Below are 23155 nucleotides of genomic sequence, written 5' to 3'. Positions count from 1 at the left end.
CCCTTCGAATTCGTTTCGATCCGTTGAATCGAGCGTAGGAGTAGAGGCGCGACGGCCACGCCGGTCCTTTGCCATGTTCGGCAGGGCCCGAAGGCCGCTCGCAGTGCGACGATCGCTCAGACCTGATGGTCGAGTCGATCGAACTCCGTCTGGGCCAGACGCTGTGCCCAAGCGCGCGCTCGTTCCAGTTCCCCGGCGACGAGCGGACCCTTGACACCATCGACGAGGAAGTCTACAGGGGCATCGGCGAGGTCATAGCCCAAGCGGCGCAATCGTTTACCGGCCCCTCGGGCGGCCGAACCCGGCAGCCATTTCGGGGTGGCCGCCTTGGTGCCGAAGGCCGCGGCGCGGGTGTTCTGCGACACCGGCAGCGCCGCGTCCAGCCATTCGCGGATGCCGATATCGACGGCGACCGGTGTATCGCTCTGGGCGGCGGCGTCACTGCGCGTGCGAGTCCGGCTGAGGCCGAAGGCGTGCGTGGGACCGCCGACCACGAGCAGGTCGATCGTCGGCTCGGGCATCTCGGCGGCCGTCACGACATTCATCACCTCGACATCGGCGTGTACGCGCAAGCCGTCGGCGATCGCCTCGGCAATGGCAGCGGTATTGCCGAACATCGATTCGTAGACGATTCGTGCCCGCATATCGGCCTCCTGGTCACGTGCGAACTGCGGAATTACGGTGAGATCGACGCTACGTTCGGGCGGCGGCGGTCCCTAGTGCCGAACCGACTTCGACCGTGGGACCTCCGGCCGTCGAATCGCGCCGGTAGGCCCATCGATCGACGGCTGTCGAGGACGGGGGATCGGAATTGATCGGCTGTGGGCCGAGCGCGCGGGCGTGCACAATCCTGAGATGATGTTGACACGTCTGTTGCCCGGACTCCGGCAATTCGACGGCTACCAGCGGGCGTGGTTGCGGCCGGATGTGGTCGCCGGTGTTACCGTGGCCGCGTATCTGGTTCCGCAGGTGATGGCGTACGCGACGGTCGCGGGGTTGCCTCCGGTGGTCGGTCTGTGGGCCACGATCGGACCGCTGGCTGTCTATGTACTGCTGGCGACCTCGCGGCAGATGTCGGTCGGGCCGGAGTCCACGACGGCGTTGATGACGGCGGTCGCGCTGGCGCCGCTCGCGGCGGGCGATCCCGAGCGTTATGCCGCGCTCGCGGCGGTGCTCGCGCTGATTGTCGGCGGGTTGTGCCTGGTCGGTGCGCTCGCTCGGCTCGGGATGCTCGCCGATCTCTTGTCCAGGCCGGTGCTGATCGGTTATCTGGCGGGGACGGCGGGGATCATGATCGTCGGTCAGCTCGGGCGGGTGACCGGGGTGCCGGTCGAAGGGGAATCGGCGGTGGCGCAGGTGCGTTCATTCGCCGCGCAGCTCGACCGGGTGCACTGGCAGACCTTCGTGCTCGGCTCGGTGGTACTGATCGCACTGCTGGTGCTGTCGTGGCGTGCGCCGCGGGTTCCCGGCCCCCTGCTCGTTGTGCTCGCCGCGTCCGCCGTGGTAGCACTGTTCGCGTTGCAGCGGTTCGGCATTCGGGTGGTCGGATCGGTGCCCGCCGGAATTCCCGCGCCTGGCTTCTCCCACGTCACCATGGCCGATATCGCGACGCTGATCCTGCCCGCGGTGGGCATCGCGGTGGTCGGGTTCTCCGACAATGCCTTGACCGCCCGCGCTTTCGCCGCTCGGCACCGACAGCATGTCGTGGTGAACACCGAACTGGCCGCGCTCGGCGTGACGAACGTGACCTCCGGTCTGCTGCACGGCTTTCCGGTGAGCTCCAGTGGAAGCCGGACCAGCATCGCCGACGCCATGGGGGCACGCACCCAGCTGTATTCGCTGGTCACGCTCGCGTCGGTGATCGTGGTCCTCATCGGCGGCAGGGGGGTGCTCGCCGCATTTCCCGTCGCGGCACTGGGCGCACTGGTGATCTACGCGGCGTTGCGCCTGATCGACGTCGCCGAATTCCGACGCATCGCCCGGTTTCGCGTCAGCGAACTCGTCCTGGCATCGGGAACCGTCGTGGCCGTACTCGCGCTCGGTGTGCTGTACGGAGTGCTGATCGCCATCGCATTGTCGGTCTTCGATCTGATGCGCCGGATCGCCCGCGCACACGACGCCGTCCTCGGGTTCGTCCCGGGATTGGCCGGTATGCACGACGTCGATGACTATCCGGCCGCGAAACCGCTGCCGGGTCTGGTGATATACCGGTACGACGCGCCACTGTGCTTCGCCAACGCCGAGGATTTCCGGCGGCGAGCCGTGGCCGCGGTGAGTTCCTGGTCCGCGGCCGGTGGCGCGCCGGTGCGCTGGTTCGTGCTCAACGCGGAGGCCAACGTCGAGGTCGATCTGACCGCTCTGGACGCGGTGGAACAGTTGCGTTCCGAACTCGCGGAGCAGGGGATCGTCTTCGCGATGGCGCGGGTCAAACAAGATCTGCTCGACGACCTGGACGCATTCGGGTTGACCCGGAAAATCGGTGCGTCACACCTGTATCCGACCCTGCCGACCGCCGTGGAGGCCTACCGAACCGCCATGGCGGCCGATCGACCGGATCCCGATCCCGGTGGATCGAGAGCGGAATGACTTACTTTCGGGCGGAACGCAATCGCGTCACCGCGTGAACTCGATCGGTCACCTGAGGGAGCGCGCCGAAGGGACCTGCTAGGGCCTTTCGCTTCTGCCGCGTAACCATGACGCCGACCATGATGTGGGGTATGCAGGAAACAGCTCGCTATGAGAAGTCAGGACTCGGATCCACCGCGATGCTCGCGCTATTGCATTCGCCGCTGGCTCGCGGGGTGCGCGGGAATCTGGTCGAACTGCGGTACCAGGCCCGGCGATCGGGTCGGCGGATCGCCCTGCCGGTGTCCTATGCCCGCACCGGCGACAGCGTCGTCGTCTGTGTGGCTCGCGCCGACACGAAGTCGTGGTGGCGCAACTTTCGCACACCGCTGCCGGTCTCGGTGTGGATCGACGGCGAATGGCGCGGCGGTACCGGACATGTGGCGGCACCGGGATCGCCGGACCACGACAAGGCCGCCGCGGTCTATCGATCGGAGCATCCGCGAGCGGCGGTGGCGGGGACGGATCCATTCGTGGTGATCGAGTTGGCGCCCGTGCGCGACCCGGACGAGGCCGCCGCCGTCGCCGCGAAACCGCAGGGACTGTGGCGTCGTTGGTTCATCTCCGTCACCATGGGGGAGTTCTTGGGTTTCATGGCGCCCGCGGCAGCAGGGGCCCTGACGGTGAACGCGGCGCCGGTGCTGATGGCGGCCGTTCTCTTGGGTGCGGGAGCCGTCGAGGGCGCTGTCCTGGGCTGGTTCCAGGCGCGGGTGCTGCGCACCGCTGTCGCGGGCTTACGGCCGAGCCACTGGATCGTCGCGACGGTACTGGGTGCGCTCATAGCCTGGTCGGTGGGCTCGGTGCCGTTCCTGACCGACGGCTTGGCCGGTTGGCCCGCCACGGTCGCGGTACCCGCGATGGTGGTGGGCGGCACGGTGCTGCTGCTGTCGATCGGCGTATGTCAGTGGTTCGTCCTGCGCCGTCGAGTATCCGGCTCGGCCCGATGGATAGCGGCGACGGCGCTGGCCTGGCTGGGAGGGTTGCTCGCGTTCGCCGCGTTCACCAGTCCGCTGTGGCAGCCCGGTCAGGGGGTGGCGTTGGTCGCGGCGATCGGTGTTGTCGGCGGCTTGCTGATGGCGGCGGTGATGGCCGCGATCACCGGGTGGTTCCTGGTGCGGATTCTCGGCTCGTCGTGATACCGACGGGCATCCGCCCGGCGGCTCGATCGGCTACACCGACAGCACATCACATCGTCGGCGATCTGCTCGGCGACGCGGTGGGGACATCACGCGGCACAGGATCGGGGACCGCGGCCCTCCAAACTGATGACCTAGGCCCCTGCGACAGCCGCCGAGTCGGTGACAGTGTCGTAATTACCGGAACGACAAGGAGCAGTGCCCATGAACACCGGAGCCGATTCGCCCTACCCCGCTCGGTTGCGTGGCGTGCTGGACGAACCCCTGTCGCGCTGGTTGTGGCTGGTGAAGTGGCTACTCGCGATCCCGCATTACATCGTCCTGTTCTTTCTCTGGATCGCCTTCTTCGCGTCGACGGTGTTCGCCGGATTCGCCATCCTGTTCACCGGCAGGTACCCGCGGGCGCTGTTCGACTTCAATGTCGGCGTCATCCGCTGGAATTGGCGAGTGCAGTTCTATTCCTACGCCGCGCTCGGTACCGACCGCTATCCGCCGTTCACTCTGGCCCGCACCGACTACCCCGCCGATTTCGACGTGGACTATCCGGAGCGGCTCTCGCGCGGGCTGGTGCTGGTGAAATGGTGGCTACTGGCGATTCCGCACTACCTGGTGGCGCTGGCCATGGTCGGTGGCGGAATCGACTTCGCCTCCACGGGGGACGACAACAGCGGTGCCGTTCCGTTGCTCGGCATCATCGTCCTGATCGCCGCTGTCATCCTGCTTTTCACGGCCAGGTACCCGCGGGGGCTTTTCGATTTCCTCATCGGTATCAATCGCTGGTTGTACCGCGTCCTGGTCTACGCGGCGCTGATGCGCGACGAGTACCCGCCGTTCCGGCTGGACCAGGGCCCCGACGAGGCGGCGACCACTGATGCCTGAACTACGTCCGCTGGACTCGGGATTCATGGAATTGGAGGACACCGATCGCCACATCAGCGTCGGCATCGGCGCCGTGGCGATCGTGGCAGGCACGCCGCCGACACGCGCCGAGTTCACCGCCGAATTGGCGAAACGATTGGCGGGCGACGTTCGGTTACGTCAAAAGGTGCGCAGGATGCCCTGGGATCTGGCCGCTCCGCAGTGGGTGGATGACCCGGCTTTCGATCTCGCCCGCCACGTCCGGTGGATGGCAGTGCCGGAGCCCCGTGACGACGACGCGCTGTTCGAATTGGTCGCGACGACAATGGAGGAGCGGCTGGATCGGGATCATCCGCTGTGGCAATGCGTGGTCATCGAACGTCTCGCCGGCAATCGGTGGGCGATGATCGTGAAAGCGCACCACAGCATGGTCGACGGCATATCGGGGATCGCGCTGTTCGAGCGCTTCTGTGACAGAACGGGCGATTCACCGGCACCCGCCTCCGCGGCGGCCGACTCACGCAGCCTCGGCGCACTGGTGCGTGAGGGGCTTCGCCTTCCCTTCCACGCGCCACGAATTCTGGCGAGTACTGTGCGTGCCGCGGTTCCGCTGGTGGCCAGCGCGGTCAAGCCCGCGCCGGACACCTCGCTGAACGGCTCCATCGGACGTCAGCGCCGATACGCTGTCGCCCGCACCTCGTTGAGCGCTGTCCGGGAGATCGGCGCGGTATTCGGGGTGACCGTGAACGACGTCGCGCTCGCCGCGCTCACCGCGGCCTTCCGTACGCTGCTCCTTGGCCGGGGCGAAGATCCCGGTGCCGAGGAGATGCGCATCCTCGCACCGGTATCGATGCGACCCCCTGATGCGAAGGCGATACTCGACAACAGAGTGTCGGTGATGCTGCCGGTACTTCCGGTCGAATTGAGCGATCCGGTGGAGCAACTGGCCGCGGTGCACGCCCAGATGTCCGAGCACAAGAGCAGCGGTGAGGCTCAGGCCGCGAATTCCTTCATCACGCTGGCCGGGCTGCTGCCGTTCGTTTCGGTGGCCTGGGCCGTCCGGCTCGCGTCGCGGTTTCCGCAGCACAGCGTCGCGGGTCTGGCGACCAATGTGCCGGGGCCGAAGTACCGCCTGTATCTACACGGCCGCGAAGTGCTGGAGATCCTGGCCTACGTTCCCATCGCTATGCGATTGCGCACCGGGATCGGCATCCTGAGCTACCACGATCAGTTGCGGTTCGGAATCACCGGCGACTACGACTCCACACCCGATATCGCCGTACTCGCCGCGGGCATCGAAGATGCCACGCAACAGCTGTTGGAACGAGCACGACGTGTCGCCGAGGCAGGATCGACGAAGACACCGCAGCGGCCCGAATAGTCGGTCGCTCGGTAAGCCCTTCGGGCGCACGATGATCGGCCCACGCTCGTACAATTGGCCTGGTGTCGTTCCGCTTTCGCGGATGCCGGATCGAAAGTCGTTACTTACCTCTTACATTCGAGTCGTTACTTTCGAGCGGGCCACCGATCGTGGCAGCCGCGAACGTCCGGCCCGCGCGCCTGCCGACGCGAGTTGTGCTGCTCAGTGGGCTGTGTGACAGCCGGACCCGAGTCCGAATATGGCTGCGCTGCCATCGAAGTGATGCGGGAATTCGTCACAGTTCTGAGTCTTGTTGCGGCACCGTATCTCACGTGTCGTAGGCCGCGAGATCCGCAGCGCCGCTCGCTCGGCCGGCGGGGCAGCCGAGGCGGGGTCGGGGCGATACAGTACGGCGGTGACCGAACACCGATTGACCACCGGCGGGGATCGCTTGCAGGACCTCGGGGTACCGCCTCCGCTGGACCTCCGCTCCGCCGATTGGTCAAGTTCCGATGAGACCCTTGCCTGGCTGTTCCAACGTGTCGAGACGTTCGCCATGGACGCACGCGATTGGTATTCCAGGGATAAGTTGGCGAAGCAGCGGACAAGCCTAGCGCTCACCGCGGCGATGATCATCCTGGGTCTATTCGGAATTCTGGTACCACTGGTGACCGCCGCCGGAGTCGAAGCTGTCAACCCGAGTTGGGGCTACGTGCTGCTCGCCTGCGCTGCCGGATGCGCGGCAATCGACCGAATCTTCGGCATTTCAACGGCGTGGATGCGTGACGTTCGAAGCGTGCGGGTGATGAACGCAATGATATGTGAGCTCCAACTCGAGTGGATATCAGTCTCGAGAGTGCCCGCCAATTCCAATGGGGAGATCGATCGTCGCATGGGGCTGCTCAGAGATTTCTCCCGCCGAGTCAACGAGGTGCTGGTGGAATAGGGCTCCCGCCGGACACCGGCGGTGCGCCCGCGGGCGGTCGTGATTCGCTCATGACCGCCATGGGCTGTTACGAGGTCCGGTCAGCCACCCTGTCGCGGTGGACGCAGGCCTGGATCATTCCCGGTTGAACCGATCCCGGATCGTCTCCATCCGCGTGCGCAACTCCTCGGGGCTGATCAGTCCGCGATCGAGCATCGTGTGCGCTGTCACGATCAGCGAGCGCGCGCGCACGGGAAAGTCCCGGTAGATGGATTCACCGAGTGCGTCCTCGGCGTGACGACGGGTCAGGTTGTCCAAAGTGCCTCGCCAGGAAAGGCATTCGCATGTCGCCTGCGTACTCGACTCCCATGGATCCGGTTTGCGGTCGAGGTCGGGGAGTGTCGATTCCCTGGGCGAGGCGGGATCCAAGGTGTGCAGGATGACTTCGTACGGGTCGCCGGTCACCGCCGTGCCCCCTCGTTCGCGGCGGGCTCGACCTGGTCCGGCGGCCTCTGCGCGGTCCAACCGATCTGCGGCAGGGCAACGCCGATCATGGTGTCCCTGGTGACGATGGCCGCCAACTGTTCCTCGGTCCAGCCTTCGGTTCCCTCGGGACGCATCGGCATCACCATGAACCGGGACTTCTGATTCGAATCATGCACCCGAACCTCGACATCGGCTGGAAAGTGCAGGCCGAATTCGGCCAGTACCTCGCGCGGCCAGCGCACTAGACGCCTGCGGTAATTGGGGGTGCGATACCAATCCGGAGACATGCCGAGCACCGGCCGCGGATAACACGAGCACAAGGTGCACACGATGACGTTGTGCACCTCGGGGGTGTTCTCCAATACGTAGAAGTAGGTGTAATCGCTCGGGGTACCGGAGCCGGTCGGGTCACGCCAGTCGATACCGACTTCCTTACATGTCTCGGTTCCGTCGGCGAGCAGTCGCGCCTTGAATTCGGGGTCGGTCCACGCTTTGGCGACGAGTTTCGATCCTCCGTGTGGGCCTACCGATTCCGCCCACTCCGAGAATCGCCTGTGGTCTTCCTGTGAGAAGAGGCCTTTTTCGATGGCGAGTTCGCGGATCGCCGTCTCGAGCACCTCGAATTCGCTGATTTCCCCGTCGGTCTCGATCGGTGCGTGCGCCCCGTGGTCGTGGGTACCGCTCACTGAGAATCCTCCTCTGCGGGCGTCAGCCAGCGCTCGGAAACCTCCGTCTCCAGAGTGTCGACGTCGAAGCCGGTATATGTGGGCCACAGATCTCTCTGACGGAATCGCACAACGTAGAACGGTTCGAAACGGCCGTCTTCGCGGCCCCACGCCTCGTCCTCGGGGATCACCCATTCGGGCCGGTATTCCACGACCACACCGGTTCGTCCCCGGGTGTATGCCTGCGTACGAGTATGGAACATCGATGTCGCATCGCGAACCGTGACACGGTCGCCGATCTCGTATTTCCTGGTCACGCCGGTGACTCCATTCGCGCGCGTACTTCGTCCACCTTCGCCGACAGTTCGTCCGGGGTGATCAAACCCTTGCTGACCAGGTACTTCGCTGCCACCGTAGCCCAGCGTGCGTAGTAGGGCAGACCGAAGTACAGCGTCGCGCCCAGGTCGTTCTCCGCGCGGCGGCGTTCCTCGGGATTCCACACGCCACGCCAGCCGAGGCATTCGCACGTGACGTAGGTATTCATCTCCCAGGGTTGTTCTTCCTTTTCCTGGTACTCGATCGGCACATCCGGCTGCCCACCGACATCGTGCACGACGTGACGGAGCGCGGTGAACAATTCATTCGATATTTCATACGGTGAGTCCAGCGGTTCGCGGAAAACCGGGGCGATATCGGCTACGCGACGCTGGATCTCGTCGAAGCGGCTCGGTGAACTCATGAGGTCTCCGTAGTGACGGATGTATTCTCCCCCGCATTTCGGCGGCACTCCGCCAAAAGGAGTGCGACCCATTCCATTGCACGATCCGGCTCGAACAGCCTACACCGAGATCATTCGACAGAAGGATGAATCGGGGCGGCCATGGTCGGGGGCCGTGCTGACGGCCATCGGGCATGGCAGGATGTATCGGGTGAGCGTGCGTGACAGGAATAACGTGGTCGTCACCGGTTCCGGCGATGGGCCGACGTTACTGCTCGCGCATGGTTTCGGCTGCGACCAGAATTTGTGGCGCTCGGTCGTGCCTGCGCTGGCGCAGCGGTTTCGGGTGGTGCTGTTCGACCATGTCGGGGCGGGCCGGTCGGACACGTCGGCCTGGTCGCCCGAGCGTTACGCGAGTCTCGACGCATACGCCGAGGACCTCATCGAGATCTGTGCCGAATTGGATTTGCGCGATGTCGTTCTCGTCGGCCATTCGGTATCGGCGATGATCGCGGTCCTGGCGGTCAATCGTGCGCCGGAGCGATTCGCGAAACTGGTTCTGCTCACACCGTCACCGCGCTATATCGATGACGGAGACTACCGGGGTGGGTTCAGCCGGGCCGACATCGATGAGTTGCTCGATTCTCTCGACTCCAACTATCTCGGTTGGTCGGCGGCGATGGCCCCGGTAATCATGGGCAATCCGGACCGTCCCGAACTCGGCGACGAGTTGACCGAAAGTTTCTGCCGCACCGATCCGGTGATCGCGCGGGTCTTCGCCCAGGCCACCTTCCTGTCCGATAATCGCGCCGATCTGCCGAAGGTCAAGATTCCGACATTGGTCATCCAGACCGCGCAGGACGCCATCGCTCCGCCCGAGGTCGGTCGATTCGTCCACGATCAGATCCCCGCGAGCGAACTGGTCACACTGGATGCGACCGGGCATTGCCCGCAGCTGAGCGCCCCCGAACTCACCGCGGCGGCGATCGCGGCGTTCGCAGACGCGAGATGATGTCCCGGACCGGGGACGCCATCGGCGGCGCAGGCAACCCGGAGCGCGATCCGCTTCCCGATCGCAAAGACGCGGACCCGGCCTTCTCGGCACTGCTGGAGGACAGCGCCGAGGATCTCTACGAGCACGCTCCCTGCGGTTACCTGTCCACGTTGATGGACGGCACCATCGCGAAAATCAACAGCACGCTGCTGGACTGGCTGGGATATCGGCGCGACGAGCTGGTCGGACGCCGAAGATTCGCCGACTTGCTCACCGTCGGTGGGCGGATCTATCACGAGACTCATCTCGCTCCGATGCTCGCCATGCACGGCCAGGTCGGCGGTCTGGCGCTGGAGCTGCGATGCGCCGACGGGACGCGGCTGCCGGTAATGGTGACCTCGGTGGTCAAATCCGGTCCTGACGGCACCGCGCAGCTGATCCGAACCACGATCTTCGACGCCAGCGATCGCCGCGCCTACGAACAGGAACTGCTGCGCGCCCGCCAGGCCGCGGACCATGAACGAGAGCGGGTACAAAAACTCGCCACCACCTTGCAGCGGACCCTACTTCCCCCGGCGTTGCCGACGGTGCCCGGTGTCGAGGTGGCCGGCTATTACCATCCGGCCTCCACCGACGAGGTCGGCGGCGACTTCTACGATCTGTTCCCCCTCGCGGACGGCACGTGGGGATTCTTTCTCGGAGACGTGTCGGGCAAAGGCGCCGCCGCGGCGGCTGTGACCTCCCTGGCCCGCTACACGCTGCGCGCCGCCGCGGTCTACAACCCGGATCCGCTGTCGGTGCTCGGCAATCTCAACACCGTGCTCAACCACGAATACCGCGGCGCCGACCCTCGCTTCTGCACGGTCATCTATGGCTCGCTCACTCCCGGCCCCTCCGGCGCCGCCATCACCTTGGCCACCGGCGGGCATCCGCCCGCCGTGCTGATCCGCGCGGACGGCACCGCGGAACTGATCGAAACTCCGGGCGGGATGCTCGTCGGTGCGCTGTCCGACGCGGTGTTCACCAGTGTCGAGCTGCACCTCGTCGCGGGCGACACCCTCCTGCTCTATTCCGACGGTCTCACCGAGGCCCGCACTCGCGGCCGGGAACGGTTCAGCGAGGAACAGCTGATCGCCTTCATCGCCGGTCTCGGTCCGGCCACCGCGTCGACACTGATCGCCGCGCTGACCGAGCTGCTGACCGGGTTCGGTGACGGCGTCGACGACGACACCGCGCTGCTCGCCGTGAGCGTCCCGTCGACCGGGGGCGGACATCCGTGAGCAACGAGGACGCTCGGACTGGACGGCGTGTCGGCCGCTCGTGTGGCGGCACCGAGGAGGAAGCGGGTTGCGATGACCCAGGAGCGTGAGATCACCCGGCCGATCGATCTGTGTCTGCCGGACGGTCGGCTGGATCCTGCCGCTGTCGGCTGGACCCGGCGGCCCATGCATCGGGCGAATCTGCGTGGTTGGGGGCGGTGCAAGCGATGGGAGTACTGGGGGATCACGACCCAGCGGCACTTCGTCGGCGTGGTGGCTTCCTCACTGGATTACGCGGGCGTGCACGGGATTTACGTGCTCGACCGGGATACCGGAGAGGAGATCTCCCTGGACGCTGTTGTGCCCCTTGCCCGCGGCGCGGCACTGCCCGATCGCAGTGGGGCCGGGGTGGCGTCGGTGCGCGGCGGCGGTATCGAGATCGAATTGACCGACCATGCCGGGGGCACCACGATAAGGGCGGTCGCGTCCGGGGTGGATCTGTCGCTGGAGGTGCCCCTACCGCCTGGGCACGAATCATTGGGGGTGGTGGTGCCTTGGAGTGACACGCGATTCCAATACACCGTGAAGGACGTCGGCCGACCCGCGCACGGCACGCTGACCCTCGGATCGCGGGTGCATTCGATCACCGACGCGTTCGCGGTGCTCGACCACGGTCGCGGTAAGTGGCCGTATGCCATCACGTGGAACTGGGCCGCCGGCGCGCGGCCCGGACTCGGCGTTCAGTTGGGTGGCACGTGGACCGATGGCACCGGCTCCACCGAGAACGCGCTCATCGTCGACGGCCGGATCCACAAGATCGACGATGAGTTGCGCTGGACCTACGACACCTCGGATCGGCTGCGTCCCTGGCGAATCGAGGGCCCGCGCGTCGACGCGCGTTTCCATCCATTCCACGAGCGGGTCGCACGGACCAACCTCGGTATCGTCGCCAGCGAAACCCACCAGTGCTTCGGACATTTCACCGGCCGTGCCCGCACCGACGACGGGGAATGGATCGACCTCGACGGCGTCACCGGCTGGGCGGAGGAGGCACGCAACCGGTGGTGACAGCCGCGTCGCGCTCGCGAACTATCTCGGGCTAACTGCGCGAGGCGCTGCGGAAGGCCATCCCGCTGCGCCGGCTCGGCCGGCCCGATGACCTCGCCAGCGCCGTCGCGTTCCTCGCCTCCGACGAGGCGTCCTACATCACCGGCCAAACCGTCAGCGTCAGCGGCGGCCTCACCATGAGCTGATCCGAGGCAGTCGAGACTGCTCGTCGTCCCCGCCGAATTCCGCGGTTTCGACTATCCGGCGATGGTCGACCGGCTGCGCCCGCAGTGGAGCTGCTCCCCGTACATACGTGACGCCCGCGTCGTGACACGCTACGAAGGCACGAGCCAGATCCGGAAGCTCCTCATCGGCCGCGCCGAGACGGGCATCCCCCCTTCCGCTGACCACCCGACCTCCCGTAAGGAAAGCCATGGCACAGACCCCGTTCGGCCTCTTCGCGATCGACCAGTTGGTGGGCGAGGAGGACCGCGACATCCGCGACACCGTTCGCGCCTACGTCGAGAAGGAGATCAAGCCGCAGATCGCCGACTGGTACGAGGCGGGCCAGATCCCGGCCAGGGATCTGGCCCGTGACCTCGGCAAGCTCGGCCTCCTGGGTATGCACCTGGAGGGATACGGCTGCGCGGGCACCAGCGCCACGGCATACGGCCTGGCCTGCCTCGAGCTCGAGGCAGGCGATTCCGGCCTGCGCTCGCTGGTCTCTGTCCAGGGATCCCTGGCGATGTTCGCGATCTGGCAGTGGGGGAGCGAGGAACACAAGCAGCAGTGGCTGCCCAGAATGGCCGCGGGCGAGGCGATCGGCTGCTTCGGTCTCACCGAGCCGGACTTCGGATCCGACCCCGGCGGCATGCGTACTCGCGCGCGGCGCGACGGTGACGACTGGGTCCTCACCGGCACCAAGATGTGGATCACCAACGGTTCCATCGCCGACGTGGCGGTGGTGTGGGCGCAGACCGACGAGGCGGCCGACGGCAAGGGCATCCGCGGATTCGTCGTGCCGACGGACACGCCTGGATTCTCCGCGCCCGCCATCAAGCACAAGCTGTCGCTGCGGGCCTCGGTCACCAGCGAGTTGGTCCTCGACAACGTTCGGCTACCGGGGTCGGCGGTGTTCCCCGAGGTCCGAGGTCTGCGCGGTCCGCTGTCCTGCCTCAACGAGGCTCGCTTCGGCATCGTCTTCGGATCGCTCGGCGCCGCCCGCGACTGTCTCGAGACCGCGATCGCGTACGCCGGTCAGCGCGAGATCTTCGACAAGCCCCTCGCGGCCTTTCAGATCACCCAGACCAAGCTGGCCGACATGGCGCTCGAGCTCGGAAAGGGCATGCTGCTCGCGATCCAGCTCGGCAAGCTCAAGGACGCGCATCAGCTCAGGCCGGAGCAGATATCCCTCGGCAAACTCAACAATGTGCGCGAGGCGATAAAGATCGCTCGTGAGTGCCGGACGATCCTCGGCGCCGCCGGGATCACGCTGGAGTTTCCCGTCCTGCGGCACGCGAACAATCTCGAGTCGGTGCTCACCTACGAGGGCACCAGCGAGGTGCACCAGCTGATTATCGGCCAAGCGTTGACCGGCCGGTCCGCGTATCGGTAATCCGAGTCGTGCGACGTCCGGAGGTCGCGTGCGACATCGGGTCGTGTCGGTGTGGCTGGACATTCCGGGCGTATACCCGAATGCTGTTCCTGCGCCGCAGATACGGCGCGAACACCTCTTCGGGCAGCACACTGAAGGAGCAAGCTCAATGGCGATGCGTCGTAATCGGATTCACGCTACATCGATGGCGCTCGGCATCGCCCTCGCCGCAACGCTCGGTCTCTCCGCGTGCGGAAAGACCGAACGTTGGTGCGAATTCGACCGGGGCGACGTGCTTGTCGAGAACTGGCACTGCGAACAGAACCAAGCGGGCTACGAATGGGAGCCCGACCACGACAAACCGAAGGTGAAGAAGAAGCCGAACAAGACGAAGAAGCACTAGCCGATAGCGGTCGCCCCTCGAACAGTGCGGACGCCCGCTGGATGTGATGTGAAATCGCGGGTGAATGGCGGATCCGACCGCATCGGACCGATCGGCGATGTCGTGTGGCGTAACGTCGTCGGCCCTTCCAGGTCTCCGCAGCCGGGGACCTCGCCAACTGGGATGACGGCAGCCCGATCGCGCCTATCCGCTCACCGGCGTCGCCTGCGTGAGCAGGGTCGACACCGACCATGCGCTGTTGGAGATCACGCAAGACGTCGGTCGCGTTCTCGAAACCCTCGGGACTTCGGTCGAGGAACTTCGCGGGTGGCTGGACGTTCCGTTCCTCCAAGCACGTGATCCCAGCAATGGTTCTCGGTAGTGTCCGGAGTGTCGGGTAGGCCCGTAGGTGTGACAGTGCCCGATGATGTTGATCCAGGAAGCAGCGCGTACCGCCCGAGCAAGTGCTCAGCATGACGGAGCGGATCGTTGTGACCAGCTCCAGATGGCCCCGGTGGACGTATTCATCTTCTCCACTGACGCGTGAATCGGTAGTACGGAACCACGATTTCTACATAACGTCAGCTATGTCTCATCGGTGTGACTAGTGAGGGAGTACAAATGAGCGTGTCCGACAGCAACGCGCTGTTCGAGGACTTGCTGTCCTCGGCTGCCAGGCTCTCCTTCGATCCCAGAAATCCAGCGGTCTACGAGCGCGGAGTGGAGGACGAGTGGTCGCACGGAATGACACCCGAATGGTCCCCGCTGTACGGCACTGCGATGTGGGATTCCATGTCCGAGGCCGAGCGGTCGCGTCTCACCACGAGTGAGGTTGCGCAATTCCTCGGAGTGGCGATCTGGCTTGAACTCGGGTTGCAGGTCGCGCTCTTGCGCCGAAACGTCAGCTCCGATCCGGCACGACCGGATGTCAGATTTCTACTCAACGAGTGCGCGGACGAGAATATGCACTCGTTGATGTTCGTCAATGCGATCAGTAGCATCGGAGCTCGGTTCTACCCTCGGGACGCTTCGTTCACCCTGTTCGGTTGGTTGTTCCGTAGCTTTGCCTGGGCAGAGGTGGCATACGGGATAACCCTGGCCGGTGAGGAGATTTTCGATGTCATGCAGCGCGACTGGATGGCGAGTGAGAACGTTGTCGCCGCTATTCGGCGCACTTCATATATTCACGTTGTCGAGGAATCCAGGCATATGCAGTTCGCGCGGCGAAACATCCGCGACTGCTTGGCCGGATCATCGCGTTTCCGGCGAACTATCAGCTCACTGTTCATCGCGATAGGGACGCATGTCATAGCCAAAAGCCTGATCAACCGGCGCGTGTATGAGGACCTGGGTTTGAATTGGCGCTCCGTCAAGCGTGAAATCGACGGAAATGAACATCATCGAATGATGTTCCGCAAAGCCGCCGAACCTCTCATCGAGTTCTTGGGTAAAGAAGGTCTGCTGAACGGTGGCGCGCGATGGATCTATCGTAAGTCGAACCTTCTCTAGGAAATGTGAGCGATCTTGACCCACGTAATATTGGGCCACTGTTGTAAGGATGCATCGTGCGTTCGGGTGTGTCCACAGAATTGTATCCATCCCGCACCGGGTGAGGTCGGTTTCGAGCTCGCGGAAACGTTGTACATCGATCCTCGGTCCTGTATCGACTGCACTGCCTGCGTGGAGGCTTGCCCGGCGTCGGCGATCAAACACGAGCGGGAACTCACCATCGTGGAGCGGCGCGACGCCCTCCGGAACGAGGAGTTCTTCCGTGATACGCCGGTCGTGTCCCTGCGGCCGACCCGTCGAGACGCGGGGCGCCGCGCATTGATCCACCGCAACGGACGGTGGAGTATCGCCATCGTCGGTTCGGGTCCGGCCGCTCTGTATACGCTTCGAGAGATCCTGCAGCGATCGGGGTCCGTCCGCGTCACGGTATTCGAGAAGTACGCCGAGATCGGTGGTCTCCTGCGTAGAGGGGTTTCGCGTGACCATCCTCGAGTCCGTGAGATGATCCGGCTTTTCGATGTGCCATTCAATGATGACCGCGTCGAGGTCGTATACGGGACCGAAGTCGGCGTTGACATTTCCATAGGGGATCTTCGGAGGGATTTCGACGCCGTCGTGCTGGCCTGCGGCGCGTCGGAACCGATATCGGTCGGTTCCCGGGACGCGGTGGATGCCGGTGATTTCTATCAGGCCATCGATATTCTGGTCGCAGATAATTGTGAGTTACCCGACCCGGTGCGTTTCGAGAACCTCGGTCCGAGGTGTGCGGTCATCGGGGCGGGAAACGTGGCCCTCGATATCGTCCGATATATCGTGGCTCGTCGTGTCCACGCTGTCGCCGACGCCGTGACGGAACTGCTTGTCCTGTCGCGGTCCGATCGAGTGGCCTTCACGCCGTCGGCATTCTATGAGATCGCCGATCTGGAAAATGTGGAGGTCGTCGTCGACAGCGCCGGGTCCGCGGTGGATATGTCCGTGCCGAGCCGGTTCCTCCGCGATGTCGCCGGACTGGAAGCCGTAGACGTCACGGACGCCGATGATATTGGCACGAATACCGGAACGCTCCGCGTGATCCTTTCCTTCGGAAGCGAGGTGACAGATATCGAGAAGATGGATCGGGGGTTGACGCGAATTGCGACATCGTCCGGGCGTGCCTTCATGGCGAATTCTGTTATCTCTGCCGCCGGCTTCAGGATGAAGGAGTTGGGCGGCATACCGGTGAGTGACCGCGGAGTTGTACTGAACCGGCAAGGAAGGGTGATCTCCCGCGAAACAGGCGAAGCCCTCGAAGGTTTGTACGTGACAGGTTGGGCAAAACGGGGTTCGACTGGAGGGGTGGGCGATAACCGTGTGTGCGCAGCGGAAACTGTCGCGCAGTTGGCCACGGACTTGGCACGCAAATCAGTCGGCGCCCGTTTCGTCGAGGACTAACCGGAGCTCGCGCCGTCGGGTTCGGTGACGGCGGGCGCCATGACCGGATCGGGTACCGCGATCGGGCGTCGGCGCAGTATCAGCAGATTGATCATGCATCCCGCGGCGACCACCGCCGCGGTCGCTCCGGGGGTGGAGTTGTCCAGGGCCAGATCCGGGTCCGTGGTGAACATCCGTCCGCGCAGGGCGATCACGACGCCGGGCACGTACAGCACGGCGATGCCGAGCATGACGCTGGGGCTGTGCCGCGGCACGGCCGCGGCGAAGCAGTACCCGGTGATGACCGTCAGCGCCAGCATGCCGCCGATCGCCGCGCCGGGCAGCGCCCGTCCCGGCGTCGCGGCGAGCGCGCCGAAGGCGGCCAGCGCCAGCAGCGCGAGCATGCCGAAGACCGGTGCGGCCCGGCGGTACCCGAACCACATCCCGGCCACGTTGCCGATGATCGACAGCGGGACCATCCATACCGGTAGCGGAATCGGCACGATCACACTGCCCACCGACGCGACGGCGATACTGGTCTGCAACAGCGTGCCGTCGCGGCCGGGTAACAGCCGTCCCGCGAGCAGCGCCGCGAGCACCGACGCGGCCGTGACCAGCGCGATATCGCCGGTCGTCGTCCCATGGCGCACCATCCATTCCGAGCCGAGGACGGGCACGGTCACCCCGATCACGGCGGCCAGGATAGGGCTCAGCGGCAGTTCGACGGTGATCGACGCATGGCGTCTGCCGTGCCGGTACCGCAGCGCGCACCACACGACCAGCACCGTCATGGGCCACATCAGCCACACCGGGGGCGAGTCGATGAACCACGCGGCGGGACCGCGTGGCGCGCCCTCGAGCCCGGCGAATACGCTGAGTTCGCCGATCACGACGCTGATGAGCGCGCCGAGGATGAAGGCGAGCGTCATCGCCAGCCGCACCGCGGCGGCCGAGGCCAGACCGCCGAGCAGGATCCCGCCCGCGAGGGTATCGATGTAGTTCAGGGTGGTCAGCGGCGCGATCGAGGACAGACTTCGCCCCAGCAGATGGTTGAGCAGCAGCACCACCAGGCCGCACAGCGCCGCGGCCCACGGCACGATCATCGACTCGGCGGTACTCGCGAAGACCGCGACCACGACGGCGGCGATGCATCCGATGGCGGCTGCCCTGGGCATATTGATCGCCAGTAGTTCGATCTGCATCGTGGCGGTGCCGCCGCGCGCCCACGCCAGCGAGACGGGTGTGGCGAGCGCCAGTCCGCCGATCACGGCGGAAACGAGAACCGTGACCAATTCGACCGGCCCGGTGTAGCGGCGCACCACCTGCTCAACCTAGCCGACCCAAGATCATTTACCCAGGGTTTGCGCTGGAAGTCGGCCACCGGGATACAAGACGGCGGCGACCGCGACAAGACCGGTCCGGTCTCGCCGATCACGACGTTTCCCCGCGACCCGAAGGCGATGGGTGCGACCGGCCCGGTGCCGGGGCGGAAACGATGTCGTCGGCCGACGTCGCGACCACTGCGATGATCCGAGCTGCCAGATCGGGGGTGACTCCCGCCGCGGAAAGGGCTCCGGACAGGTGGCCTGCTACGAGGTCGAAGTGGTGCCTGGTGATACCGCGGCCTTGGTGGACCTGCCGCATCGCGGCACCGATGTACGGGTCGGGTCCGCCGAGGGCGGCACTGAAGAATTCGACCTGACGGCCCTTCAAGCGGGCCATATTCGTTCCGGTGAAGAACGGCGACAGCGCCTGGTCGTCGAGAACTCGCGCGTAGAAGTCCTCGACGACCGTTTCCAAGGCTTCGCGCCCGCCGATCTGCTCGTAGATCGGCGGTCCCCCGAGTGCGGTGGGCTCGGGCTCGAAGGCTGAAGCGGGATACATGATTCGCTACCTTCGTCGGGATCAGCGGGGCGGCTGGCTCATGTCTCGGTTCATGGTCGGGAGTTCGATGCTGATCGGCAGCCGCAGTTCGGCCAGGTAGATCAGGGCTGCTTGGCGCAGGAATTCATCGAAGAGCCAATAGGCGTCCGGTGCCAGCGGGACGACGGGGAGCAGGCCTTCGCGGACCGCGATGAAGGGGCCCCAGCTCAGTCTGAGCAGCGGATCCCAGACCGGCTCCCTGGGGATGGCGAGCCCATCGGCGATGTTGTCGCCGAGTAGGAAACGGGTGAACGCTCCCAGAACCGGTTTGCTGAGCACGGCGAGGTCGAGGTTGACTCCCAGATGCAGGAGTCTGTCGGCCAATGCCGCCCCTTCCGGCGTCGGCGCGAGAATGGGATCCAAGACCTGTGCGGCCTGGGAATTGGCCTCGGGCCACGAGTTGGGGATGTACTCGTCGCGAACGCCGAGCATGTGCGCGGCCACCTGCCACGAGTGCAGGAAAGCCTCCGACTCGTGGGCCGGGATGGGCACCTTCCACGCGGTCAGATGCTTCATGACGGTCGTAGGCAGGCTGTGCCAGGTGACCATGACGTCATTCTGGCTGATCGGTATGTCTTCCTCGGCGGAGTACACCCAGTGCGGAGACTGCGGCAGCAGGTGCCGCACCGCCGCATGAACCAACCGGGTCTTGACGCAGGTCACGACCATCTCACCATCGGCCGCGTAGGCGTTGTAGGTCCCGATGTCGTACCCGAGTTTGGCGGTTTTGGAGATGCGGTCCTTGAGGTCGTGGCCGCCCTTGGAGTAGTAGACCGCGCGCGCTTCCTTGGGAATGACGGTGCTCATCATGCCGCTGGCCAGCCCGTACAACACGCCGAGATAGAGTCCGCGTTTCTTGTTGAACTCGACCGCGGTGCCCAGCTTGCCCTGATCGGTCCAGGGCGGCAACTGACGGGCGTACTCCATGAAATCCCGCAGGTCCGTTGGCAATCCGTCCGGAAGGGGCTGACCGTTCCTGGTCCAGGTCCGCAACAACTCGTTGACCCTGGGGACTTCGCCCCTGTCGATCAGTGATGCGACCAGCTCGTCTGCCTCGGGGTCCCACACCGTCATCGGGTCGGCCCCGGCTCCGGTTCCGGCCACCGAACCCTGCGGCGACCACGTCCACGGCTCCGCGCGTGCTGGCGACACCATCGCCAGGGCGCCGAACGCGCCCAGAACGCCGCCGGCCTTCAACGCGTTACGTCGGTTGAGTCCATCCATCTCGCCACTCCTCATTGAGTTCATGCGCCACCCGACGACGCAGGGTGGTCGATCTATGCCAGCCACGCCGGTCGGATGATAAGAATAGTGAGTAACTTAGCAGGCTCGTCGCGGTTCTGTCCGGCTTTGCGAAAAATTGATACGCCCGCATGCCCGGTGCCTGTCAACCGTCGACCTACGAACGCGATTGATGGTGCTGTACTGCATGATCGCCGAATCTCCCTGGCTTGTTCGCCTGGCTGAACAGTGACAAGGGCGGTAGGGGTCGATAGGGCGATTTTGCCTGACCGAAGCTGTCGATATTCTCATAACAGAGCATCACATCTGGAAGCCTCCCTCCGCCCGTCCCGCTTGGCGTGGCGGCTGCGCGGGGTCTGCGTCGCGGTCCAGGGCTCCGGAGCCACATCGCCGCTGGACCGTGGGGTCGAACCACTCGGAACAGAAGCTTGACTCGTTCCAGAAAGCGGACAAGACTTCGGTGCGTGCCGACCGGCTCGGAGTTCCAGCAGATGCTGCGAGGAGTTTCGCTACGCGTGACCCGTCCACGGGTCGCGGTGCCGAGCGCGGTGCGTGAGCACCCGCACGCCGACACGGATCCGATCATCCATGCCGTGCGATCCGCTCTGCCCGAGGTATCGCACCAGACGGTGTACGACTCGTTGAACACCCGCACCGCCGTACGGGATCACAGGCTTCCCGATCACCTCGGTGATCACAGCCCGATCACTCATCCACGGAAGGAATGCCGTGTCATCCGATAGCAGCCCGACCAGCCCTGATACCGAAACTCGGAGCGAGAGCGAGAACCCGGCGATCCCGTCGCCGACTCCGAAGACCGAGCATCGACCCCGAACCAATAAGGACTGGTGGCCGGAGCAGATCGATGTCTCGGTGCTGCAAGCTCATTCGTCCAAGGCCAACCCGCTCGGTGCGGACTTCGACTACTCCACGGAGTTCGAGAAACTCGACGTCGACGCACTGAAGGCCGATGTCACGGCGGTCCTCACCGATTCGCAGGACTGGTGGCCCGCCGATTACGGCAACTACGGCGGTCTGTTCATCCGGATGAGCTGGCACGCGGCGGGCACCTACCGCATCGCCGACGGCCGCGGCGGCGGCGGACAGGGCGCCCAGCGCTTCGCGCCACTCAACAGCTGGCCGGACAACGCCAACCTGGACAAGGCTCGCCGACTGCTGTGGCCGGTCAAACAGAAGCACGGCACGGCGATCTCGTGGGCCGACCTGCTGGTGTTCGCAGGCAACGTGGCCCTGGAATCGATGGGGTTCGAGACCTTCGGATTCGGATTCGGTCGCCCGGATATTTGGGAGCCGGAGGAGGTCTTCTGGGGTCCGGAGGACACCTGGCTCGGCGACGAACGCTACAGCGGGGACCGTGAACTGTCGGGGCCGTTCGGCGCGGTCCAGATGGGCTTGATCTACGTGAATCCCGAAGGGCCCAACGGCCAACCGGATCCGGTGGCCTCCGCGCGGGATATCCGGGAGACGTTCGGCCGCATGGCGATGAACGACGAGGAGACCGCCGCGCTGATCGTCGGCGGCCACAGCTTCGGCAAGACCCACGGCGCGGGCGACCCCGACCTGGTCGGCGCCGAACCCGAAGCCGCCCCGATCGAGCAGCAGGGCCTCGGCTGGAAGAGTTCCTACGCCACCGGCAAGGGCGAGGACGCCATCACCAGCGGTTTGGAGGTCGTCTGGACTGCCACGCCGACCCGGTGGGGTAACGGCTTCCTGCAGAACCTGTACGGCTACGAGTGGGAACTGACCAAGAGCCCCGCCGGGGCGTGGCAGTGGAAACCGAAGGACGGCGCGGGCGAAGGCGCCATTCCTGGGCCGTTCGGTGGACCCGCGCGCACCCCGACCATGCTGACGACGGATCTGGCGTTGCGGGAAGATCCGATCTATCGGGAGATCACCCGTCGCTGGTTGGACCACCCGGAGGAACTGTCCGAGGCGTTCGCGAAGGCATGGTACAAACTGCTGCACCGCGATATGGGACCGATCAGCCGATATCTCGGGCCATGGGTCGCCGAGCCGCAGCTGTGGCAGGACCCGGTTCCCGCCGTCGACCACGAACTGATCGACGAGCAGGACGCCGCGGCCTTGAAGCGCGAGATCCTCGAGTCCGGCCTGTCGGTGGCGCAGTTGGTCAAGACCGCGTGGTCCTCAGCGGCCAGCTTCCGCAGTACGGATAAGCGCGGCGGCGCCAACGGAGCCCGAATTCGACTGGAGCCGCAGAAGAATTGGGAGGTCAACGAACCCGATCAGCTGGCCCAGGTGCTGCCGGTACTCGAGCGGATCCAGCAGGATTTCAACAGCTCGGCCACCGGCGGGAAGAAGATCTCGCTCGCCGACGTGATCATCCTGGCGGGGTCCGCCGCGGTCGAGAAGGCGGCCAAGGACGCGGGGCACGATGTCACGGTGCCGTTCGCGCCGGGGCGGACCGACGCCTCGCAGGAGAACACCGATGCGGAGTCGTTCGCTGTGCTCGAACCGCGAGCCGACGGGTTCCGCAACTATGTGCGGGCCGGTGAGAAGGCGCCGCTCGAGCGCCTGCTGCTCGAGCGCGCGTACTTGCTGGATGTGACCGCCCCGCAGCTCGCGGTGCTCATCGGTGGCCTGCGGGTCTTGGGAGCGAACTATGGCGGCACCCGGCACGGCGTGTTCACCGACCGGCCCGGAGTACTGACCAACGACTTCTTCGTCAACCTCCTCGACCAGAAGACCCAGTGGAAGGCGTCGGAATCGGCGGAGAACGTCTACGAAGGTTTCGACGGATCCGGGCAGGTCATATGGACGGCTACCGCCAACGACCTGGTCTTCGGGTCGCACTCGGTACTGCGCGCGATCGCCGAGGTGTACGCCCAGCGTGGCGGTGAGGCGAAATTCGTGAACGACTTCGTCGCCGCGTGGGTCAAGGTGGTCGACAACGACCGGTTCGACCTCGCCTGATCCCTGTCGACGTATCCAGGTGGGCCCTTCGGGGCCGCCTGGATACGTGTGCCCGCTTCGCCGAACACCG

General features: G+C 65.3%; 20 protein-coding genes and 3 pseudogenes. 15 read left to right on the top strand and 8 right to left on the bottom strand.

What is annotated here, in order from left to right; genetic code table 11:
- Positions 1 to 116: 116 nt before the first annotated feature.
- Complete coding sequence (locus ABZS43_RS29175) at positions 117 to 644, bottom strand: flavodoxin domain-containing protein (protein WP_355039186.1); 528 nt, start codon at positions 642 to 644, stop codon at positions 117 to 119.
- Positions 645 to 858: 214 nt separating this feature from the next.
- Here ABZS43_RS29175 and sulP point away from each other — a divergent pair, with 214 nt between their 5' ends.
- From sulP to ABZS43_RS29150, 5 genes and pseudogenes are all read left to right on the top strand, one after another.
- Positions 859 to 2586 (top strand): sulfate permease, encoded by a 1728-nt coding sequence (gene sulP, locus ABZS43_RS29170; protein WP_355039208.1) that lies wholly within the window; start codon positions 859 to 861, stop codon positions 2584 to 2586.
- A gap of 131 nt (positions 2587 to 2717) precedes the next feature.
- Positions 2718 to 3761, top strand: a complete 1044-nt coding sequence (locus ABZS43_RS29165) for a hypothetical protein (protein WP_355039185.1) — start codon at positions 2718 to 2720, stop codon at positions 3759 to 3761.
- A 228-nt stretch (positions 3762 to 3989) separates the two neighbouring features.
- Positions 3990 to 4640 (top strand): annotated as a pseudogene (locus ABZS43_RS29160) (DUF4389 domain-containing protein); the annotation flags it as partial.
- Positions 4633 to 6000, top strand: a complete 1368-nt coding sequence (locus ABZS43_RS29155; protein WP_355039184.1) for a wax ester/triacylglycerol synthase family O-acyltransferase — start codon at positions 4633 to 4635, stop codon at positions 5998 to 6000. The pseudogene ABZS43_RS29160 and the gene ABZS43_RS29155, both read left to right, overlap by 8 nt.
- A 394-nt stretch (positions 6001 to 6394) precedes the next feature.
- Positions 6395 to 6925: an SLATT domain-containing protein gene (locus ABZS43_RS29150; RefSeq protein ID WP_355039183.1), complete on the top strand. Its 531-nt coding sequence runs from the start codon at positions 6395 to 6397 to the stop codon at positions 6923 to 6925.
- A gap of 114 nt (positions 6926 to 7039) precedes the next feature.
- Here ABZS43_RS29150 and ABZS43_RS29145 read toward each other — a convergent pair whose 3' ends face one another.
- Genes ABZS43_RS29145 through ABZS43_RS29130 form a run of 4 tightly spaced genes read right to left on the bottom strand, consistent with a single transcriptional unit; the run spans position 7040 to position 8794 of the window.
- Complete coding sequence (locus tag ABZS43_RS29145; RefSeq protein ID WP_355039182.1) at positions 7040 to 7369, bottom strand: ScnB; 330 nt, start codon at positions 7367 to 7369, stop codon at positions 7040 to 7042.
- Positions 7366 to 8076 (bottom strand): thiocyanate hydrolase subunit gamma, encoded by a 711-nt coding sequence (gene scnC / locus ABZS43_RS29140; protein WP_355039181.1) that lies wholly within the window; start codon positions 8074 to 8076, stop codon positions 7366 to 7368. Before scnC ends, ABZS43_RS29145 begins: the two co-directional genes overlap by 4 nt.
- Positions 8073 to 8372: an SH3-like domain-containing protein gene (locus tag ABZS43_RS29135; protein ID WP_355039180.1), complete on the bottom strand. Its 300-nt coding sequence runs from the start codon at positions 8370 to 8372 to the stop codon at positions 8073 to 8075. Before ABZS43_RS29135 ends, scnC begins: the two co-directional genes overlap by 4 nt.
- On the bottom strand, positions 8369 to 8794 hold the full coding sequence (locus tag ABZS43_RS29130; RefSeq protein WP_355039179.1) for a hypothetical protein: 426 nt from the start codon (positions 8792 to 8794) through the stop codon (positions 8369 to 8371). The genes ABZS43_RS29135 and ABZS43_RS29130 overlap by 4 nt, the downstream gene beginning before the upstream one ends.
- Before the next feature lie 190 nt (positions 8795 to 8984).
- Between ABZS43_RS29130 and ABZS43_RS29125 the strand changes: the two genes are divergently transcribed.
- From ABZS43_RS29125 to ABZS43_RS29090, 8 genes and pseudogenes are all read left to right on the top strand, one after another.
- Complete coding sequence (locus ABZS43_RS29125) at positions 8985 to 9785, top strand: alpha/beta hydrolase (protein ID WP_355039178.1); 801 nt, start codon at positions 8985 to 8987, stop codon at positions 9783 to 9785.
- The gene (locus tag ABZS43_RS29120) at positions 9785 to 11047 is read left to right on the top strand and encodes a SpoIIE family protein phosphatase (RefSeq protein ID WP_355039177.1); all 1263 of its coding nucleotides are present in this window, start codon (positions 9785 to 9787) and stop codon (positions 11045 to 11047) included. Before ABZS43_RS29125 ends, ABZS43_RS29120 begins: the two co-directional genes overlap by 1 nt.
- Before the next feature lie 72 nt (positions 11048 to 11119).
- A complete protein-coding gene (locus tag ABZS43_RS29115; protein WP_355039176.1) occupies positions 11120 to 12094 on the top strand; it encodes a DUF2804 domain-containing protein in 975 nt (324 codons plus the stop codon).
- A 35-nt stretch (positions 12095 to 12129) separates the two neighbouring features.
- Positions 12130 to 12279 (top strand): annotated as a pseudogene (locus ABZS43_RS29110) (SDR family oxidoreductase); the annotation flags it as partial.
- 227 nt (positions 12280 to 12506) lie between these two features.
- Positions 12507 to 13688, top strand: coding sequence for an acyl-CoA dehydrogenase family protein (locus ABZS43_RS29105; RefSeq protein ID WP_355039175.1), 1182 nt, complete (start codon positions 12507 to 12509; stop codon positions 13686 to 13688).
- Between the two features lie 148 nt (positions 13689 to 13836).
- Complete coding sequence (locus ABZS43_RS29100) at positions 13837 to 14070, top strand: hypothetical protein (protein WP_355039174.1); 234 nt, start codon at positions 13837 to 13839, stop codon at positions 14068 to 14070.
- A 600-nt stretch (positions 14071 to 14670) separates the two neighbouring features.
- Entirely contained in the window at positions 14671 to 15558 is an 888-nt protein-coding gene (locus ABZS43_RS29095) for a diiron oxygenase (RefSeq protein ID WP_355039173.1), read from the top strand.
- Between the two features lie 66 nt (positions 15559 to 15624).
- The gene (locus ABZS43_RS29090) at positions 15625 to 16989 is read left to right on the top strand and encodes an FAD-dependent oxidoreductase (RefSeq protein WP_355039172.1); all 1365 of its coding nucleotides are present in this window, start codon (positions 15625 to 15627) and stop codon (positions 16987 to 16989) included.
- Here ABZS43_RS29090 and ABZS43_RS29085 read toward each other — a convergent pair.
- The 3 genes from ABZS43_RS29085 to ABZS43_RS29075 form a co-directional block, all read right to left on the bottom strand.
- Complete coding sequence (locus tag ABZS43_RS29085) at positions 16986 to 18290, bottom strand: hypothetical protein (protein ID WP_355039171.1); 1305 nt, start codon at positions 18288 to 18290, stop codon at positions 16986 to 16988. The genes ABZS43_RS29090 and ABZS43_RS29085 overlap by 4 nt on opposite strands.
- A 109-nt stretch (positions 18291 to 18399) precedes the next feature.
- Complete coding sequence (locus tag ABZS43_RS29080; protein WP_355039170.1) at positions 18400 to 18852, bottom strand: group 1 truncated hemoglobin; 453 nt, start codon at positions 18850 to 18852, stop codon at positions 18400 to 18402.
- 21 nt (positions 18853 to 18873) lie between these two features.
- Entirely contained in the window at positions 18874 to 20115 is a 1242-nt protein-coding gene (locus tag ABZS43_RS29075) for an oxygenase MpaB family protein (RefSeq protein WP_355039169.1), read from the bottom strand.
- Positions 20116 to 20624: 509 nt separating this feature from the next.
- On the opposite strand from ABZS43_RS29075, the pseudogene ABZS43_RS29070 reads away from it, so the two are divergent.
- Positions 20625 to 20792, top strand: a pseudogene (locus tag ABZS43_RS29070) (transcriptional repressor); the annotation flags it as partial.
- Positions 20793 to 20862: 70 nt separating this feature from the next.
- A complete protein-coding gene (katG, locus tag ABZS43_RS29065) occupies positions 20863 to 23085 on the top strand; it encodes a catalase/peroxidase HPI (RefSeq protein ID WP_355039168.1) in 2223 nt (740 codons plus the stop codon).
- Positions 23086 to 23155 lie beyond the last annotated feature (70 nt).

The organism is Nocardia sp. NPDC005366 (assembly GCF_040606855.1).
In the GTDB taxonomy this organism is placed as follows: domain Bacteria; phylum Actinomycetota; class Actinomycetes; order Mycobacteriales; family Mycobacteriaceae; genus Nocardia.
This window is presented reverse-complemented; position numbering and strand designations above follow the sequence as displayed.